The organism is Paraburkholderia ribeironis, from assembly GCF_900019265.1.
GTDB classification, from domain to species: domain Bacteria; phylum Pseudomonadota; class Gammaproteobacteria; order Burkholderiales; family Burkholderiaceae; genus Paraburkholderia; species Paraburkholderia ribeironis.
The window spans coordinates 1-18885 of the sequence record NZ_CYGX02000016.1; the positions used below are offsets into that span (position 1 = coordinate 1).

Below are 18885 nucleotides of genomic sequence, written 5' to 3' on the forward strand. Positions count from 1 at the left end.
CTTTGCCGGCCGCCAGCTGTTTCAGGCGGATCGCCGCGGACAGGCCAGCCGGGCCGCCGCCGACGATCACGACGTCATACTCCATCGACTCGCGTGGGCCGTACTCCTCAATGAGACTTGCGGGGGTCATTGATGCTCCTCTTGCCGTTAGAATGCTTTTTCGGGATCGTATTGTGGGCGATCGATCCCTGCAACACAACCAAATGAGTAGAGATTAGCACGATCGTTCTATTTATGTGATACGGTATCGACCCGCAGTGACGGTCCTACCGCACCCGTCAATCGCAGTTGCCATTACAACCGAACAAGGAACGACAATGGGCCGTTCGATCAATCTGGAAGGCAAAGTCGCGCTGATTACCGGCGCTTCGAGCGGGTTGGGCAAGCGCTTCGCTCAGGTGTTGTCGGAAGCGGGCGCCAAGGTCGTGCTGGCCAGCCGGCGCACCGAGCGTCTGAAGGAGCTGCGCGCGGAGATCGAGGCGTCCGGCGGCGCGGCGCACGTCGTTTCGCTCGACGTGACCGATTATCAGAGCATCAAGGCAGCCGTGGCGCATGCCGAGACCGAGGCCGGCACGATCGACATCCTCGTGAACAATTCGGGTGTGTCGACCACGCAGAAGCTCTCCGAGGTCACGCCGGCCGACTTCGAATACGTGTTCGACACGAACACGCGCGGCGCTTTCTTCGTCGCCCAGGAAGTCGCCAAGCGCATGATCATGCGTGGCAACAACGCGCAGAAGCCGTCGTACCGGATCATCAATATCGCGTCGATGGCGGGCTTGCGCGTGCTGCCGCAGATCGGCCTGTATTCGATGAGCAAGGCGGCCGTCGTCCACATGACGAAGGCGATGGCGCTGGAGTGGGGCAAGCACGGCATCAACGTGAACGCAATCTGCCCGGGCTATATCGATACCGAGATCAACCACCATCACTGGTCGACCGAGCAGGGGCAGAAGCTGGTGTCGATGCTGCCGCGTCATCGCGTCGGCAAGCCGGAGGATCTGGACGGGCTGCTGCTGTTGCTGGCCGCCGACGAATCGCAGTTCATCAACGGCTCGGTGATCGCCGCCGACGACGGGTTCGGGCTCGCATGAGCGGCCGGATCGATGCAGCCGCGAAATGGTTTCAACACGTTAAAGAAGCAGGAACAACGCAAGTACGATGAGCGATTTTCACGCAGTTTTCGAAATGTCGATGCCGATCCGCTGGGGTGACATGGACGCATTTGGCCATGTGAACAACACGGTCTATTTCCGCTACATGGAACAGGTGCGGATTTCGTGGTTCGAGCAACTGGGGCTTGCGGGCAGCAACGCGGACGGTCAGGGACCGGTGATCGTCAATGCGTCGATGGATTTTCTCAAGCAACTGCATTACCCCGGCGACGTGATCGGCCGGATGTCGGTGGCCACGCCGGGCCGCAGCAGCTTCGACACTGGCTTCGAGCTGGTGCGCGCCGACGACCCGAACACCGTCTATGCGCGCGGCGCCGCGCGCTGCGTCTGGATCGACTACGCCGCGGGCAAGTCGGTGCCGGTGCCCGACCAGCTGCGCGCGACCATCGAACGGGCCGCGCTGGTCAAGGCGGCCTAGCAGCCTGACGGCCCGCGGCCGTCCGTCAGTTGCCGAGCAGCCGCTGCAACAGCTCGGTCGCATTGCCCGTATCGTATTTGCGCATCAGGCGCGCCCGGTAGACGTCGACCGTGCGCGGACTGATCTCCAGCACCCGGCCGATCTGCTTGCTGGTCTTGCCCGTCACCAGCTGCGCGGCGATTTCGCGCTCGCGCGGCGTGAGCTCCACCGCCACACGCCGGGTCGCGCTCAAGTCCTCGAAGGTCCAGACGCCGGCCGCATGCGGGTCGGCGCGTTGCTGCGCGCGACCCGTCACGTGGCACCAGAACAATTCCCCATTGGCGCGCTTCATGATGCGGTCGTCCGCGTAGCTGCCCTGCGCGGTCATGATCGGTGGAATCCGCGCGCCGATCCGCTCGAATTCGTCCGTCGACGGATACAGCACCTGGAACGACTGGCCGAGCAGCGCGTCGCGCGGGTAGCCGAAAATCGACGCCAGCTCGTCATTGCAGTCTTCGATCATGCGTTCGCGCGACAGCACGAGTCCGATCGGGGCAAGGTGAAACGCGGTGCGGTAATCCAGGGCGGGCATGGGCGGCGGCAAGTACTTATGTATTTTTGCGTATTGTGCCGTATGGCGCGCGCAGCGTACTCTTTCGAGCACATAAGAACGCGGCGAAGCGCTCCGCGGTGGGCATCGGCGCACGGCACGGTCAAGCCGGGCGCACGGCCTGCCGGAATGACTAGAATGACATGTCGGCATCACGCAGCGGGTGCGGCCCGCCGCGCGTAACGCCAGCCGCAACGATCCGGCGGCTGGCGTGCCGGTTTCGGGTTTCCATAGAGGAAGGGACAAACTGATGAACAAGGTCTATCCAGGCGCCGCCGAGGCGCTGAAAGACATCGTCAAGGACGGGCAGACGTTCGCCGTCGGCGGCTTCGGGCTGTGCGGCATTCCGGAGGCGCTGATCGAGGCGCTGCGCGATTCGAAGGTGCAGGGCATCACCTGCATCAGCAACAACGCGGGCGTCGACGGTTTCGGGCTTGGTCTGCTGCTCGAAACGCGCCAGATCAAGAAGATGATCTCGTCGTACGTCGGCGAGAACAAGGAGTTCGAGCGCCAGTACCTGGCCGGCGAGCTCGAGCTCGAATTCACGCCGCAAGGCACGCTCGCCGAGAAGCTGCGCGCGGGCGGCGCGGGCATCCCGGCGTTCTTTACCAACACCGGCTACGGCACACTGATCGCCGAGGGCAAGGAAACGCGTCAGTTCGGCGATACCCATTACGTGCTCGAACCTTCGCTGACGGCCGACATCGGGCTCGTCAAGGCGTGGAAAGCCGACAAGTCGGGCAACCTGATCTACCGCCGCACCGCGCGCAACTTCAACCCGATGTGCGCGATGGCCGGCAAGATCACCGTCGCGGAAGTGGAGGAGATCGTCGAAGTGGGCGAACTCGATCCGGACGCGATCCATACGCCAGGCATCTTCGTGCAGCGCATCGTGCTGAATGCGCATCCGGAAAAACGCATCGAACAACGCGTCGTCCGCGCGAAAGGAGACTGATCATGGCATGGACTCGTGACGAAATGGCCGCACGCGCCGCAAAGGAATTGCAGGACGGCTTTTACGTGAACCTCGGCATCGGCCTGCCGACGCTGGTGGCCAATCATGTGCCGCCGGGCGTCGAAGTGTGGCTGCAGTCGGAGAACGGCCTGCTCGGCATCGGCCCGTCGCCGACCGAAGAGGAAGTGGACGCCGACCTGATCAACGCCGGCAAACAGACCGTGACCACGCTGCCGGGCTCGTCGATCTTTTCGTCGGCCGATTCGTTCGCGATGATTCGCGGCGGTCACATCAATCTGGCGATCCTCGGTGCGATGCAGATCAGCAAGAAGGGCGACCTCGCCAACTGGATGATCCCGGGCAAGATGATCAAGGGCATGGGCGGCGCGATGGATCTGGTCGCCGGCGTCAAGCGCGTGGTCGTGCTGATGGAGCACGTCGCGAAGGGCGACCAGCACAAGATTCTCGAAGAATGCACGTTGCCGCTGACGGGCGTGGGTGTGGTCAATCAGATCATCACCGACCTCGGCGTGATCGACGTGACGGAAGACGGGTTGAAGGTGAGCGAACTGGCGCCGGGTGTGAGCGTCGACGAAATCAAGGCAAAGACGGGCGCGCCGCTCGACGTGAGCGCGGTGAGCTGACGTTCACGCATATTGTGAATTTGCCGCCTGGGTCAGCGTGACTGGCGGGCGGCGATCGCGAGGCAGTTTTTCAGACGGGCGAGACGAGAGTCTCGCCCGTTCTGTTTGTGACCCGGCGGGCCTGCTTTGCCAGACCGCCTCAAGCGATCCTAAGCCGTTTGGCCGATCCTTGCCGCGCGGCAAAGCGGTTTACAATCGTTCGCAGATGGGATGCTTATCGATCCCGGCTGTGCCCGAGCCAACTGTGCAGCAAATCAGCAGCAACTAAGCAGCAACTAAGCAGCAACTCAACAGCTCAACAGCAACTCAACAGCAACTCAACAGCAACTCAACAGCAACTCAACAGCAACTCGGCAGCGCTTTCGCAAGGAACCCCGATGACCGCAACGACATCCGTTTCCACCGCCGGGCGGCTTCGCCCGCGTCAACGCCATGTGCAGTGCGCGAGCGCCGCTGGCTTGCACCGCGTCGCGTACACCGAATGGGGCGACCCGGACAATCCGCGCGTGCTGCTGTGCGTGCACGGCCTGACGCGCTCGGGGCGCGACTTCGATCGGATCGCGGCCGACTTCGCTGCAACCTATCGTGTGGTATGTCCGGATGTGGTCGGTCGGGGCTTGTCATCATGGCTCGCGAACCCCAACTTGTATGGCCTGCTGCAATACGTCGCCGACATGGTTACGCTGATCGCGCGCCTCGATGTGGAAACGGTCGACTGGTTCGGCACCTCGATGGGCGGTCTGATCGGACTCGGTCTCGCCGGCTTGCCGGATACGCCGATCCGCAAGCTGCTGGTGAATGACGTCGGCCCGCATCTCGAGCCTGTCGCCGTGCAACGCATCGGTGACTACCTCGGCAAGCCGATGAGCTTCGAGACGCTGCAGCAGGGCATCGATTACGCCGCTTTGCTTGCGCAAACTTTCGGCCCGCTCACGCCGGACGAGTGGCGCGAAATCAATACGCCGCTGCTGCACGAAAAGGACGGTGCATGGCGCTTGCGCTACGACCCGCGCATCGCGCAGCCGTTCGCCGCGGTCACCGAAGAAGCATCGAAGCTCGGCGAGGCCGCGCTGTGGCATTCGCTGGCGTTGTTCCAGGGACCGGTGCTGGTGGTGCGAGGCGAGCACTCCGATCTGCTGTCGCGTGAAACCGTCACCAAGATGGTGGAGACCGGACGCGCGGTGTCCAGCGTGGAAATCGCCGGCGTCGGCCATGCACCGGCGTTTCTCGCGGCCGACCAGATCGACGTGGCCAGGCAGTTCTTTATCGGAGCGGCCGCCGACGCGTCATAATATGCAGTTCCGCGTGGCGTCCTCGGTGGCCGTCGTGCAGGACGCATTCGATCACTCAACAACTTCAGGATTCTTCATGGCAGTCATTCGTCACCACGTCGGCAAGCGTCTCTCGGAAACGGCCGTGCACAACGGCACTGTGTACCTCGCGGGCCAGATTGCCGAAGACACGGATCAGGACATCAACGGTCAGATGCGCGAAGTGCTCGGCCACATCGACCGTCTGCTGGCTGAAGTGAACAGCGACAAATCGCACCTGCTGTCCGTGCAGATCTATATCTCGGACATGGTGAATTTCGCGGGCATGAACGCGGTGTGGGACGAGTGGGTCGCGCAAGGCGCTACGCCGCCGCGCGCTACCGTCGAAGCGAATCTCGCGAACCCGAAGTGCCTCGTCGAAATCGTCGTCGTCGCGGCGCAGCGAGGTTAAGCATCACGCAGTCACTGTTGTTGAAATTCCGTTGATTCGTCTGGCCTGGTGGGCCGTCGCACCATGAATACCGAAATCGTCACGAGCACGCCTCACCCAACTCCTTCCTTCGACGAAGCGATGGCGTTCGTGCGCGAGCATGCGGGCGAGGTGCGATTGTCTTCGGGCGAGTTGCTCGCGGATCACGCGGTGGGTACCGCGTCGATCATGGGCAAGCTCAATGTCGATCCGCCGGCGGTGCTGGCGGCGGCCCTGTTTACGTTGACGCCGCATCTGCAGGACCCCGAGCGCATGATTGCCGACAGGTTCGGCGAAGAAGTCGCGCAACTGGTCTGCGACGTGCGCAAGTTGCTGCGCCTTGGCACCGTCAGTCTGCGCGCCGCGCAGAACGCCGTACCCGACGCCGGGCGCGACGCCCAGGCCGCGCGCCGCGCGCAGGTCGAGGCGCTGCGCAAGATGTTGCTCGCGTTCGCGCAGGATATTCGTGTGGTGCTGATCCGCCTTGCGTCGGCCCTGCAATCGCTGCGTTATTACGCGGCGGCGAAAGTCACGCCTTCTCCCGACGTTGCGCGCGAGACGCTCGATATTTATGCGCCGCTCGCCAATCGCCTGGGCATTTGGCAACTGAAGTGGGAGCTCGAGGATCTCGCGTTCCGCTTCGAAGAGCCGGTCACTTACAAGCGCATCGCCAAGCTGCTCGACGAGAAACGCGTCGAGCGCGAGAGCTATGTTGCGCAGGCCATCGAACGCCTGCAGCAGGAACTGGCCGCCGCGCAGATCCGTGCGGAAGTCAGCGGCCGGCCGAAACACATCTACAGCATCTGGCGCAAGATGCACGGCAAGGAACTGGACTTTGCCGAGCTTTACGACGTACGTGCATTTCGCGTGATCGTGCCGGACATCAAGGATTGCTACACCGTGCTCGGTATCGTGCACAACCTGTGGCAACCGGTGCCCCGGGAGTTTGACGACTACATCTCGCGGCCGAAGCCAAACGGCTATAAATCGCTGCATACGGTCGTGATCGGCGACGACGGCCGCGCGTTCGAAGTGCAGATCCGTACGCATGAGATGCATCAGTTCGCCGAGTATGGCGTGGCCGCGCACTGGCGTTACAAGGAAGCGGGCACGCGCGGCTACGGCGGCCAGTTCAGCGCCAGTGAGAAGTACGACGAAAAGATTGCGTGGTTGCGCCAACTGCTCGCGTGGAAAGACGAGGTCACGGAAGGGGAGCGCGGCGAGCGGCGCGCGGCGCAGCCATGGGAGCAATTGCGCCAGGCCACCCTCGACGACGACCACATCTACGTACTGACGCCGCAGGCGCGGGTGATCCCTTTGCCGCACGGCGCGACGCCCATCGACTTCGCGTATCACCTGCATAGCGAGCTCGGGCATCGTTGCCGCGGCGCACGCGTCGACGGTGCGATGGTGCCGCTCAACACGCCGTTGCAGAACGGGCAGACGGTCGAGATCGTCGCGGTCAAGGAGGGCGGTCCCTCGCGCGACTGGCTCAACCCGCAACTCGGCTATCTGCAAAGTCCGCGTGCGCGGCAGAAGGTGCGCGCGTGGTTCAACGCGGTCGAGTTGCAGGAGCACATCGCGAGCGGGCGCGCGATGGTTGAAAAGACCTTGCAGCGCGAGGGCAAGACGTCGGTCAACCTCGATCAGCTAGCCGCGAGGCTGGGCTTCAAGACCACCGACGATCTGTTCTCGGTAGTCGGCAAGGAAGAATTCAGCCTGCGGCTCGTCGAGCAGGCGCTGCACGACGCGCCGCCGCCGGAACCCGTGATCGAAGCGCCCGAGCAATTCGAGAAGCGCAGCAGCGGCGCGAGTGTGGCGCGCGGGGCGTCCACGGGCGTGCTGGTGGTCGGCGTCGACGCGCTGCTCACGCAGCTTGCGCGCTGCTGCCGGCCGGCGCCGCCCGACGATATCAGCGGCTTCGTCACGCGCGGCAAGGGCATGTCGATTCACCGCAGCGACTGCCCGACGTTCCAGCGGATGGCCGAGCGCGCGCCGGAGCGCGTGTTGCAAACGGCGTGGTCGGCGGATGTGATGAGCGGGCGCGGCCAATCCGTGTATCCGGTCGATCTCAGCATCGAGGCAACCGACCGGCAGGGTTTGCTGCGCGATATCTCCGAAGTATTCGCGCGTGAAAAGATGAATGTGATCGGCGTGAAGACGCAGACGCGTCGCAACGCCGCATTCATGCAATTTACCGTCGAGGTGTCGAGTGCCGCGCAGATTCAGCGCGCGTGCTCGCTGCTCGGCGAAGTGATGGGCGTGGTGCACGCTTCACGCAAGAACTGACGCATGCGGGAGCCGACGTATGTCGGCCGTGCATGGGCGTGGGTGGGCGCGGGCGTACGTGCGGATGGATTTTTAAAGCCGGCGCATAAAAGTACTTGCCAAGCGGTGTGGGGCTCCATATAATCTCGTTTCTTCAGGCTCGTAGCTCAGCTGGTTAGAGCACCACCTTGACATGGTGGGGGTCGTTGGTTCGAGTCCAATCGAGCCTACCAACGAAAGAGGAAAGAGAAATTCCGGTTTTGCCGGGGTTTCGCAAACTGCAGCAAGCGCCTTTGGCGCAAAAAGGCGAATACGGTTATGACATCGCGAACGTTGACCGAAACCACTTCGGAGCGACGCTAGTCGAGGACCTCTTTCGCCACTGTAGTTTGCAGCAAATGTGAATGCGGCCCCTCGAAAGCGGGGCCGCATTTTTTTTGGCTTTTTGACCCTGTTGTATGTGCCGCCGCCGGTCGGCACCACGGAGAACGCAATGGTTTCGATACGTCTGCCTGACGGTTCTGTTCGACAGTACGAGCATCCGGTGACCGTCGCCGAAGTGGCCGCCTCGATCGGCCCCGGCCTCGCAAAGGCCGCGCTCGGCGGCAAGATCGACGGTGAGCTGGTCGATACGTCCGCGCTGATCGATCACGACGTGGCGCTCGCCATCGTCACCGAGAAAGATGCAGACGGTCTCGATATCATCCGTCACTCCACGGCGCACCTGCTCGCGTACGCGGTGAAGGACCTGTACCCGGAAGCGCAAGTCACGATTGGCCCGGTCATCGACAACGGCTTCTACTACGACTTCGCGTACAACCGTCCGTTCACGCCGGAAGATCTCGAAAAGATCGAAAAGCGCATGCAGGAACTCGCGAAGAAAGACGAGCCGGTTTCGCGCCGCGTGGTGTCGCGCGGCGAAGCCGTCGACTACTTCAAGAGCATTGGCGAAAAGTACAAGGCAGAGATCATCGAATCGATTCCGTCCGGTGACGAGATCAAGCTGTACTCGCACGGTGGCTTTACCGATCTGTGCCGCGGCCCGCACGTGCCGTCCACCGGCAAGCTGAAAGTCTTCAAGCTGATGAAGGTGGCGGGTGCCTACTGGCGCGGCGATTCGAAGAACGAGCAGCTGCAGCGCATCTACGGTACGGCCTGGACCAGGAAGGAAGACCAGGAAGCGTATCTGCACATGCTCGAGGAGGCGGAGAAGCGCGACCACCGTAAGCTCGGCAAGCAGCTCGACCTGTTTCACATGCAGGACGAATCGCCGGGCATGGTGTTCTGGCATCCGCGCGGCTGGACGTTGTGGCAGCAGGTCGAGCAGTACATGCGCCGTCGCGTGAACGACGCCGGCTATCTCGAAATCAAGACGCCGATGATCATGGACCGCTCGCTGTGGGAAGCGTCGGGCCACTGGCAGAACTATCGTGAAAACATGTTCACGACGGAATCGGAAAAGCGCGACTACGCGATCAAGCCGATGAACTGCCCGGGTCACGTGCAGGTGTTCAATCACGGTTTGCGCTCGTATCGCGATCTGCCGCTGCGTTACGCGGAGTTTGGCTCGTGCCACCGCAACGAATCGTCGGGCGCGCTGCATGGTCTGATGCGCGTGCGTGGCTTCGTTCAGGACGATGCCCACATCTTCTGCACGGAAGACCAGTTCATCAGCGAGTCGATCGCGTTCAACACGCTGGCGATGAGCGTCTACAAGGACTTCGGCTTCGAGAACGTCGAGATCAAGCTGTCGCTGCGCCCCGATGCGCGCGCCGGCACGGACGAGACTTGGGATCGCGCGGAGCAGGGGCTGCGCGAGGCGCTGACGGCCTGCGGCGTAAGCTGGGAGGAACTGTCGGGCGAGGGTGCGTTCTACGGCCCGAAGGTCGAATATCACATCAAGGACGCGCTCGGCCGCTCGTGGCAGTGCGGCACGTTGCAGCTCGATATGGTGCTGCCGGAGCGCCTCGGGGCAGAATACGTCGCGGAAGACAACAGCCGCCGCCGGCCGATCATGCTGCACCGGGCAATCGTGGGTTCGATGGAGCGTTTTCTCGGTATTCTGATCGAGCACCATGCTGGTGCAATGCCTTCGTGGCTCGCACCGATGCAGGTCGTCGTGATGAATATCGCCGAAAGTCAGGCCGAATATGCGCAATCGCTAGCCCAATCGTTGCAAAAACAAGGGGTTAGAGTTGAGGCTGATTTGCGCAACGAGAAGATTAGCTATAAAATACGCGAGCACACGCTGGAAAAGGTGCCGTACCTACTGGTGGTCGGCGACAAAGAGCGTGAGGCCCAAACGGTAGCCGTGCGTGCCCGTGGTGGTGTCGATCTGGGCGTAATGCCCCTCGACACCTTCGTTGAGCGTCTGCGCCAGGACGTGCAGTCGTTCAACTGAGCCACCTGGCAGCCCGGCTCGTTTTTTTTAATTTTTAGAGGAAACGTAACATCGCTACTGATAAGTCTGCGCACCGCATCAACGGTGAAATTACAGCACCCGAGGTGCGTCTGGTCGGCGTCGAGAACGAACCGCTCGGCATCGTGAAACTCGCTGATGCGTTCCGCATGTCGGAACAGCAGGATGTCGATCTGGTTGAAATCGCGCCGCAAGCGGTTCCGCCGGTTTGCCGTTTGATGGATTACGGCAAGTTCAAGTACCAGGAAGCGAAGAAGCAGCACGAGGCCAAACTCAAGCAGAAGGTCATCCAGGTCAAGGAAGTCAAATTCCGCCCGGGTACCGACGACGGCGATTACAACGTCAAACTGCGCAACCTCGTCCGCTTCCTCGAAGACGGCGACAAGACGAAAATCACGTTGCGTTTCCGGGGCCGCGAAATGGCGCACCAGGAAATCGGTATGCGCATGCTCGAGCGCCTGCGCACGGACCTCGACGAAGTCGGTCAGGTCGAGCAGATGCCGAAAATGGAAGGGCGCCAGATGATCATGGTGCTCGCCCCGAAGAAAAAGAAGTAAGCGGCCGGACCAGTGGCGCGCCACGTGGCGCGCATTCTGGTGGCGAAAGTTTGAAGTGATGCGGTGCCGGGTGTCCGGCGCGGTATCGGCAGGTTTCGGAACTGCGTGCATGCAAGTGCGCGCTGCTTCCTGAAAGCGGCCGCGGGGTATCCCGGCGGTCTGCATACCAAGTGGAATGGGTTTCGAAGGGCGGGGCATGGCCATCTGGCCGACCGCACACCCATATCCATCTAATAATGGAGTTGTCATGCCGAAGATGAAGACCAAGAAGAGTGCTGCAAAGCGCTTCGTGGTGCGTCCGGGCGGTACCGTCAAGCGCGGTCAGGCCTTCAAGCGCCACATTCTTACCAAGAAGACCACCAAGAACAAACGCCATCTGCGCGGTTCGACGGCAGTTCATGATTCCGATCTGAACTCCGTTCGTGCAATGCTGCCGTTCGCTTAACCCTTAACCGAAACTCATAGGAGCGAAACATGCCTCGAGTAAAACGTGGGGTTACCGCACGGGCCCGTCACAAGAAGATCATCAAGCTGGCCAAGGGTTACCGCGGCCGTCGCAATAACGTCTATCGCATCGCCAAGCAGGCGGTCATGCGCGCAGGCCAGTACGCCTATCGCGATCGCCGCAACAAGAAGCGTGTGTTCCGCGCACTGTGGATCACGCGTATCAACGCGGCGGTGCGTCAGCACGACATGACGTACAGCGTGTTCATCAACGGCCTGAAGAAGGCTTCGATCGAACTCGACCGCAAGGTGCTGGCCGACATGGCTGTGTTCGACAAGGCTGCTTTTGCTGCGATCGTTCAGCAGGTGAAAGCCGCCGTTGCAGCCTGATTGCGCTTCTGGCAATTAAAACTGCGTGGTTCGTTGCAGCGAACATCCGGTAGTCCCGGTGACGCTGCAACAAAAACGGGGCTCCTCACCGAGCCCCGTTTTTGTTGGTAGAACCAGTTTTGTTTCGATAGAACACTGACGTTGAAATGATGGGATCAATGGATCTGGACCAGATTGTCGCCGACGCGCAAAAAGCCTTCGCAGAAGCCTCCGACGTCACCACCCTCGAGAACGAGAAAGCGCGCTTTCTCGGTAAATCGGGTGCGCTGACCGAGCTGTTGAAGGGCCTTGGCAAACTCGATCCCGAAACGCGCAAGACTGAAGGCGCACGGATCAACCTCGTCAAGCAACAGGTGGAGGCCGCGTTGACGGCCCGCCGTCAGGCGCTGGCCGACGCGTTGCTGAATCAGCGCCTCGCCGCTGAAGCCATCGACGTCACACTGCCGGGCCGCGGCACTGATGCAGGCAGTCTGCATCCGGTGATGCGTACGTGGGAGCGCGTCGAACAGATTTTCCGTACCATCGGATTCGACGTGGCCGATGGCCCGGAGATCGAGACCGACTGGTACAACTTCACCTCGCTGAACAGCCCGGAAAACCATCCGGCGCGTTCGATGCAGGACACTTTCTACGTCGACGGCAAGGACGCCGATGGTCGAGCGCTGCTGCTGCGCACGCACACGAGCCCGATGCAGGTGCGCTACGCGCGCACCAACACGCCGCCGATCAAGGTCATCGTGCCGGGCCGCACGTACCGTGTGGACAGCGACGCCACGCATTCGCCGATGTTCAACCAGGTCGAAGGACTGTGGATCGACGAGAACATCAGCTTCGCGGACCTGAAGGGCGTCTACACGGACTTCCTGAAAAAATTCTTCGAACGCGACGACATTCTCGTGCGCTTCCGTCCGTCGTATTTTCCGTTCACCGAACCGTCGGCCGAGATCGACATGCTGTTCGAAACGGGCAAGAACGCCGGCAAGTGGCTCGAAATTTCGGGCTCGGGCCAGGTTCACCCCACGGTGATCCGCAACATGGGCCTCGACCCGGAGCGCTACATCGGCTTTGCTTTCGGCAGCGGCCTCGAGAGGCTGACGATGTTGCGCTATGGCGTGCAAGACCTGCGTCTGTTCTTCGAAAACGACCTGCGTTTCCTGCGTCAATTCGCGTGAACCGGCGCGTACGAGCGCGACTAGCATAGAGCGCGGTATCGCACGCAATGCGAGCCGAGCGCAGCGTCCCCGGCGGTGCCGGATGATTCGGCTGAATACCGAGTCGCCAGAGGCAACTGCCGGACGTGGACCCAACCTGATCAGAACGTACACAGAACCATGCAATTCCCGGAATCCTGGCTGAGAACCTTTGTCGATCCGCAACTGACGACCGATGAACTGTCGCACGCGTTGACGATGGCCGGTCTCGAAGTCGAAGACCTGCGGCCGGCCGCGCCGCCGACCTCGAAGATCGTCGTCGGCCAGGTGCTGGAAGTCGTCAAGCACCCGGACGCGGACAAGCTCAACGTGTGTCAGGTCGACGCCGGCACGGGCGCGACGCTGAACATCGTGTGCGGTGCGCCGAACGTCGCGCCGGGCATCAAGGTGCCGGTCGCGCTGGTGGGCGCGCAATTGCCGCCGGCCGAAGAGGGCGGCACACCGTTCGCGATCAAGCTCTCCAAGCTGCGCGGCGTGGAAAGCCAGGGCATGCTGTGCTCGGCACGCGAGCTGAAGCTCTCGGAAGATCATAGCGGCCTGATGATCCTGCCGGAAGCGACGCCGATTGGCCAGGACATCCGCGCGACGCTGAACCTCGACGACACCGTTTTTGAAATCAAGCTCACGCCGAACAAGGCGGACTGCCTGTCGGTGTTCGGCGTGGCGCGCGAAACGTCGGCGATCACCGGCGCACCGCTGCGCCCGCTCGTGATCAAACCGGCCGACGTCAAGCTCGAAGAAACGCTGCCGGTCAAAATCTCGGCCCCCGATCTGTGCGGCCGCTTCTCGGGCCGCGTGATCCGCGGCGTGAACGCGCGCGCGAAGTCGCCGCACTGGATGGTCGAGCGGCTCGAGCGCTCGGGTCAGCGCAGCATCTCCGCGCTGGTCGACATCTCGAACTATGTGATGCTCGAACTGGGCCGCCCGTCGCACGTGTTCGATCTCGACAAGATCCACGGCGGCATGGACGTGCGTTGGGGCCGCAAGGGCGAAACGCTCAAGCTGCTGAATGGCAACACCGTCGAACTCGATGAAACCGTCGGCGTGATCGCTGACGAGCGGCACATCGAAAGTCTCGCGGGCATCATGGGCGGCGACAGCACGGCAGTCACGCTCGACACCACCAACATCTATCTCGAAGCCGCGTTCTGGTGGCCGGATAGCATTCGTGGCCGCTCGCGCAAGTACAACTTCTCCACCGACGCCGGTCACCGCTTCGAGCGCGGCGTTGACTATGCGACGACCGTCGAACACATCGAGCGCATCACGCAGCTGATCCTCGATATCTGCGGCGGCGCGGCCGGCCCGGTCGACGATCAGATCGTCAACGTGCCGCAGCGCGAGCCCGTGAAGATGCGCGTCTCGCGAGCGAACCGCATCATCGGCATCGCGATCGATGCGGACGAAATCGCGCAGATCTTCACGCGCCTCGGTCTCACGTTCGAGCGCGACGGCGACACGTTCTCGGTGATGCCGCCGTCGTACCGCTTCGATATCGAAATCGAAGAGGACCTGATCGAAGAAGTCGCGCGCATCTACGGCTTCGAAAAGATCCCGGCGCGTCCGCCCGTCGCGACCAGCGAAATGCTCGCGACCAACGAAACGCAACGCTCGATCCACGTGATCCGCCACGCGCTCGCCGCCCGCGATTACGCGGAAACGGTCAACTTCAGTTTCGTCGACGCCGAGTGGGAGCAGGACTTCGCCGGCAACGACCAGCCGGTCCGTCTGCTCAATCCGATCGCAAGCCAGTTGTCGGTGATGCGCACCTCGCTGTTCGGCAGCCTGATCAACGTGCTGCGTACCAACCTGAACCGTCGCGCGGCCGATCGCGTGCGTGTGTTCGAAGCCGGACGCGTGTTCCTGCACGATCCGTCGATCAAGGCCGGCGAGTTGACGGTCGAAGGTTTTGCGCAGCCGAAGATGCTCGGCGCGCTGGCCTACGGTCCGGTGCTCGACGAGCAGTGGGGCGCGCCGACACGCATGGTCGACTACTTCGATATGAAGGCCGATCTGGAAGCGCTGCTGGCGCCGGCGGTGGCGCATTTCGTGAAAGCGGAGCACCCAGCGCTGCATCCGGGACGTAGCGCGCGTATCGAACTGAATGGTCGCGCGGTCGGCTGGATTGGCGAATTGCATCCGCGCTGGATGCAGAAATACGATTTACCGCATGCGCCGATTCTGTTTGAAATCGAAGCGGAAACATTAATGCAGCGTATATTGCCCACTCCGGCGGACGTCTCTAAATTCCCGCCGGTGCGTCGTGATATTGCGGTGGTCGTCGACCAGAAAATCGAGGTTCAGGCGCTGCTGGACGAGCTTCAGAAGGCCCAGTCCGAGGCGGCCTGCAAGAGCGTCCAGAAGGTTGCACTTTTTGACGAATTTCGTCCAAAATCAAATACTTCCGGTGGCCTGGCTGCTCACGAGAAAAGCCTTGCGTTCCGTGTGACCTTGCAAGATACTGGCGGAACCCTTCAGGATGAAACGGTCGATCTGGCCATTCAGACTCTGGTGGAACGTCTGGCTCGAGTATATGGCGCACGGTTGCGCGGATAACCCGCATTTAACAATGGCGTGGCTGTTTCCGCATCCTTTGTTATCTGCTTGGCGCGCCATTTGATAGATATGAATGAAATGAACTCGAGTGATTTCGAAGCCCTTCTTACGGCGCAACGCAGCGCCATGATTCGCGATATTCCGACATCACCCGCCGTCGTTTCCGCTGAAACGCCGACGCTCACCAAGGCTGAACTTGCCGAGTTGCTGTTCGACAATGTCGGGCTCAACAAGCGGGAAGCGAAAGACATGGTCGAGGCGTTTTTCGAGGTGATCCGCGATGCGCTGGAGAGTGGCGACAGCGTGAAGTTGTCGGGGTTCGGCAACTTCCAGTTGCGTGACAAGCCCCAGCGTCCCGGCAGAAACCCGAAGACTGGCGAGGCGATTCCAATCGCCGCGCGTCGCGTTGTGACGTTCCATGCAAGTCAGAAGCTGAAAGCGCTGGTTGAGAACGGCGCTGAAGCGAGCTTGGCGCGCTGATCGACTGGCGCGCCCGCGCAACCCACCACGACGGCTAACTGACGATGACAGCGACGATCGAAAAAGTCGTCTTGCCTCCAATTCCGGCGAAGCGCTACTTCACGATTGGTGAGGTCAGCGAACTATGCGGTGTGAAACCGCATGTCTTGCGTTACTGGGAGCAGGAGTTCACTCAGTTGAGGCCGGTCAAGCGGCGCGGCAATCGCCGGTATTACCAGCATCATGAGGTGCTGTTGATCCGGCGGATTCGTGAATTGCTCTATGAACAGGGTTTCACGATCAACGGCGCGCGCAACCGGCTCGATTCGCATGGTGGTAGCGCGCACGGTGCGCCGGCGGCCTCGGTCGAGGAAGGCGAGGGCGTCGAGGTGCAGGCGGCGTCGCCGGCTGCGACGGCCGCGACCGCCGCGGTGGATGTCGAGCAGTTGCGCAAGGAATTGCAGCAAGTGATCGATCGGTTGGGTCATTAGTTCACTTTGTTCGTGCGAAGCCGTTCTAATCGAATGAAGTGTCTGTTATAATTTCATGCTGTTCGGGGCGTAGCGCAGCCTGGTAGCGTACCTGCATGGGGTGCAGGTGGTCGGAGGTTCAAATCCTCTCGCCCCGACCAATAGATATAAGGCTCTCAGGGTTTCGACTCCGAGGGCCTTTTTGTTTCTCATGCCGTGATCCTGCTTTACATGACCGATGATCGGCTCGATGGCCTGTCGGCGCTTCAGCCACCGCCGCTGGGGCGCAGACAGCGTCCGGCTCTTGCCGCGATGCACGACCTGTACCGGCGCAACGTCGGCATCGGCGCCGCGAAACCCGGGATCGACCAGCGCCGTCTTCGCCCGGGATGCGCCGTGCACATCCTGTAACAGGATCGACGTCTGTTCGAGCTGTTCAGCCAAGGTGTGGCCGTCGTAGGGGTTGCCCGGAAACGCACGCGCGCCGACGATCAGGCCTTGCTTCTCCGTGATCGCCAGGCTGACCTTGACGCCGAACTCATAGGGCTGCCGCGCCTTGCCCTTGCCGATACACTCAACCTCGGGGGCGTGAAGTGCATACAGCTTATTCTTGTCCTTCGGACGCTGACGGCAGATTCGCCACGCCCGTTCCAGCCAGACGCGAAGCTGTACTTGCTGTGACTCCGATGCCTCGGGCAGCTTGCGCTCGATGTCTCGCAGCAGTCGCCCCAGCACCGTGCGTTGTCGTTTGAGCACGCGACGCAGGCGCCTGAACTGTTTGGCGTGCGCGTAGCCGCCGGCACGGCGGCGCAGACGCTTGCCCTCGCGTTCGTAGGTCTGCTTCAGGGTCAGCCCCGCGCGCTGCGCCAGTTGCACAAGTTTGGTACGCGCCACATCAAGCAGGCGACTGTCTGTCGGATACGCAATTGCCTTCTCCTGTACCGTGGTGTCAACGATCACGCGTTCGAATTCAGCTGGCGTTACCGCCTTCATGCGCACAGCGGCAGCGATCGTTGTCGCCAGCAACTCCTCGACACCCGCTTCGCCCAGCGCTTGCCGCAAACGCACCAGGTTGGTCGGGTCACACGGCAGGCAGGGCTGAAAGTACTCCTCGCCGCAGAAGAACTGGAAGTACACGTCCTGCGCCCAGCGCTCGCACACCGACTCGTCGCTTTCGTTGTACGCGTGCTTCAGGTAGAGCAGACCGACCATCAGCCGAACCGGCAAGCGCGGCCGACCCGCAACACTCACACCCGCACCGGCGAGCGCTGGCGCAACACCGAACAGATCGACGTCTTCACTGGCCTGGCCTTCACGAGCACGCCGCACGAACACCGCTGACAGTGTCGCTTCGATCGATGGCCACGGCATCCTCGTCGCCAGTATTGCCAGCGCATGACGAAGATCGATCATCGCGTCCGAAGGGGCGGTCTACTTACTGCTAAGGATTATCAGTCACAAACGTGGTGTAATAGGCTGAAGCCTCACTCCCAGCACTCCATTCCACGCCACCGCCCTGCGTCGTGTTCCACAACCCAACAAATGAGTTGTATTGCACAGGATTATTCTTCAGCACACTGCCAAGGTCAGTAATGAAATTATCGGAATTATCTCCTCCAGTTTCCGTCAGTGACCACAACATGCCTTCAGTGTTGGCGAAGTTGATTGACTGGATGATCGAATAGTCAGTGCTTGAGCCTGCATCACTCACGTTAGCACCCGCATTCACCGGATAGCCATATGAATCAATCGCAACTATATCTACATAGCTACTACCTGGCCACCAATCCATCCACGTACTCGTACCACCCGCTTGATTGCCACCCGTGTTTGGATTCCATTCCACGTACAAGTTAACTCCATCAGCCTTAGCCTCATTGTGCAGCACCGTATACATGTGTTGGAATGCCTGAATGAAGTTAGTCAACTGAGTACTATTCTGTACTGACCATGGATACCAATTACCATTGAACTCCCAGCCTGGGCGATAAACTAGTGTTGTATAGCCTGCCTTGGCCCATGCATCCACACTACCTTTGATAGAAGTGTCATACGTGCCATTGGCAATAGCGCTAAACAAATCACCGCCAGGGCCATTGCCACTTGCGCTATATCCCATCGGCAAACCAATAATAGGGATGGTACCATTCGATGGTGACGTATAAGAATCTGCCGCACCTTGCATAGCATAGTAATTACTCGCTGCTGCCCACCCAAAACTTGGGTCGTTCGGGGTGTAGTTTGCAGCAAGATACGTCAACCATCCCTTAGGCGCGCCACCAATTGTGCTTGTATAAGACGACTGGCATGAATCAAAACCGGTCTGGCCCGGCTCACTACAGTAATTCGCAAACCACCAGCCATATGGCGTAGAAGATGGTTTAGCAATGGCCTTTTGAATTGCCGCGCTTTTCAATTGATTCGCTAACACATTATCCGTAGCAGGAATTTTAGCCGTTGGACCACTCGCAGAATTGGCTACAGCGGGCGTGTCTGATCCATTATTACCCCCGCCGCACCCCGATAACATCGCTACTATTGCGCATGCCACTATGCTTTTGTTCACTTGGCCACTCCATAGGAAAGTTAA

At 61.0% G+C, this 18885-nt stretch carries 18 protein-coding genes, 2 tRNA genes and 1 pseudogene; 17 read left to right on the forward strand and 4 right to left on the reverse strand.

Annotation, left to right across the window (positions count from 1 at the left end):
* Positions 1-130 (reverse strand): FAD-dependent oxidoreductase (locus BN2475_RS33485; RefSeq protein WP_143325749.1); only part of this gene is annotated, 130 nt, incomplete at its 3' end.
* Positions 131-317: 187 nt separating this feature from the next.
* Here BN2475_RS33485 and BN2475_RS08535 point away from each other — a divergent pair.
* A complete protein-coding gene (locus BN2475_RS08535; protein WP_094779115.1) occupies positions 318-1094 on the forward strand; it encodes an SDR family oxidoreductase in 777 nt (258 codons plus the stop codon).
* A gap of 67 nt (positions 1095-1161) precedes the next feature.
* Complete coding sequence (locus BN2475_RS08540; RefSeq protein ID WP_094779116.1) at positions 1162-1593, forward strand: acyl-CoA thioesterase; 432 nt, start codon at positions 1162-1164, stop codon at positions 1591-1593.
* 25 nt (positions 1594-1618) lie between these two features.
* On the opposite strand, the gene BN2475_RS08545 is transcribed toward BN2475_RS08540, so the two are convergent.
* Positions 1619-2164 carry a LuxR C-terminal-related transcriptional regulator gene (locus BN2475_RS08545; RefSeq protein ID WP_094779117.1) on the reverse strand — a complete coding sequence of 182 codons (546 nt, stop codon included), beginning with the start codon at positions 2162-2164 and terminating at the stop codon, positions 1619-1621.
* A gap of 268 nt (positions 2165-2432) precedes the next feature.
* Here BN2475_RS08545 and BN2475_RS08550 point away from each other — a divergent pair, with 268 nt between their 5' ends.
* The 15 genes from BN2475_RS08550 to BN2475_RS08625 all read left to right on the forward strand — a co-directional run bounded on the left by BN2475_RS08550 (position 2433) and on the right by BN2475_RS08625 (position 16456).
* Positions 2433-3137, forward strand: a complete 705-nt coding sequence (locus tag BN2475_RS08550; RefSeq protein WP_094779118.1) for a CoA transferase subunit A — start codon at positions 2433-2435, stop codon at positions 3135-3137.
* Between the two features lie 2 nt (positions 3138-3139).
* Positions 3140-3781 (forward strand): CoA transferase subunit B, encoded by a 642-nt coding sequence (locus tag BN2475_RS08555; RefSeq protein ID WP_094779119.1) that lies wholly within the window; start codon positions 3140-3142, stop codon positions 3779-3781.
* A gap of 377 nt (positions 3782-4158) precedes the next feature.
* Positions 4159-5073 carry an alpha/beta fold hydrolase gene (locus tag BN2475_RS08560; protein ID WP_094779120.1) on the forward strand — a complete coding sequence of 305 codons (915 nt, stop codon included), beginning with the start codon at positions 4159-4161 and terminating at the stop codon, positions 5071-5073.
* A gap of 76 nt (positions 5074-5149) precedes the next feature.
* Positions 5150-5503, forward strand: coding sequence for a RidA family protein (locus BN2475_RS08565; RefSeq protein WP_094779145.1), 354 nt, complete (start codon positions 5150-5152; stop codon positions 5501-5503).
* Between the two features lie 63 nt (positions 5504-5566).
* Positions 5567-7810, forward strand: a complete 2244-nt coding sequence (locus BN2475_RS08570; protein ID WP_094779121.1) for a RelA/SpoT family protein — start codon at positions 5567-5569, stop codon at positions 7808-7810.
* A gap of 135 nt (positions 7811-7945) precedes the next feature.
* Positions 7946-8022: transfer RNA gene (locus BN2475_RS08575), tRNA-Val, on the forward strand.
* 260 nt (positions 8023-8282) lie between these two features.
* Entirely contained in the window at positions 8283-10190 is a 1908-nt protein-coding gene (gene thrS, locus BN2475_RS08585) for a threonine--tRNA ligase (RefSeq protein ID WP_094779122.1), read from the forward strand.
* A 50-nt stretch (positions 10191-10240) separates the two neighbouring features.
* Positions 10241-10765, forward strand: a complete 525-nt coding sequence (gene infC / locus BN2475_RS08590; RefSeq protein WP_075643713.1) for a translation initiation factor IF-3 — start codon at positions 10241-10243, stop codon at positions 10763-10765.
* Between the two features lie 247 nt (positions 10766-11012).
* Entirely contained in the window at positions 11013-11210 is a 198-nt protein-coding gene (gene rpmI / locus BN2475_RS08595) for a 50S ribosomal protein L35 (RefSeq protein ID WP_006052501.1), read from the forward strand.
* A 29-nt stretch (positions 11211-11239) separates the two neighbouring features.
* The gene (gene rplT, locus BN2475_RS08600; RefSeq protein WP_006052502.1) at positions 11240-11599 is read left to right on the forward strand and encodes a 50S ribosomal protein L20; all 360 of its coding nucleotides are present in this window, start codon (positions 11240-11242) and stop codon (positions 11597-11599) included.
* A 158-nt stretch (positions 11600-11757) separates the two neighbouring features.
* The gene (gene pheS, locus BN2475_RS08605) at positions 11758-12771 is read left to right on the forward strand and encodes a phenylalanine--tRNA ligase subunit alpha (RefSeq protein ID WP_162494325.1); all 1014 of its coding nucleotides are present in this window, start codon (positions 11758-11760) and stop codon (positions 12769-12771) included.
* 159 nt (positions 12772-12930) lie between these two features.
* On the forward strand, positions 12931-15366 hold the full coding sequence (pheT, locus tag BN2475_RS08610; protein ID WP_094779123.1) for a phenylalanine--tRNA ligase subunit beta: 2436 nt from the start codon (positions 12931-12933) through the stop codon (positions 15364-15366).
* 69 nt (positions 15367-15435) lie between these two features.
* Positions 15436-15846: an integration host factor subunit alpha gene (locus tag BN2475_RS08615; RefSeq protein ID WP_094779124.1), complete on the forward strand. Its 411-nt coding sequence runs from the start codon at positions 15436-15438 to the stop codon at positions 15844-15846.
* A 44-nt stretch (positions 15847-15890) separates the two neighbouring features.
* Positions 15891-16316, forward strand: a complete 426-nt coding sequence (locus tag BN2475_RS08620; RefSeq protein ID WP_094779125.1) for a MerR family transcriptional regulator — start codon at positions 15891-15893, stop codon at positions 16314-16316.
* A gap of 63 nt (positions 16317-16379) precedes the next feature.
* A tRNA-Pro gene (locus BN2475_RS08625) sits at positions 16380-16456 on the forward strand.
* On the opposite strand, the pseudogene BN2475_RS08630 reads toward BN2475_RS08625, so the two are convergent.
* A pseudogene (locus BN2475_RS08630) lies at positions 16437-17708 on the reverse strand (IS5 family transposase); the annotation flags it as partial. The gene BN2475_RS08625 and the pseudogene BN2475_RS08630 overlap by 20 nt on opposite strands.
* 28 nt (positions 17709-17736) lie before the next feature.
* Positions 17737-18861 (reverse strand): glycosyl hydrolase, encoded by a 1125-nt coding sequence (locus BN2475_RS08635; protein WP_143325750.1) that lies wholly within the window; start codon positions 18859-18861, stop codon positions 17737-17739.
* Between the last annotated feature and the right edge of the window lie 24 nt (positions 18862-18885).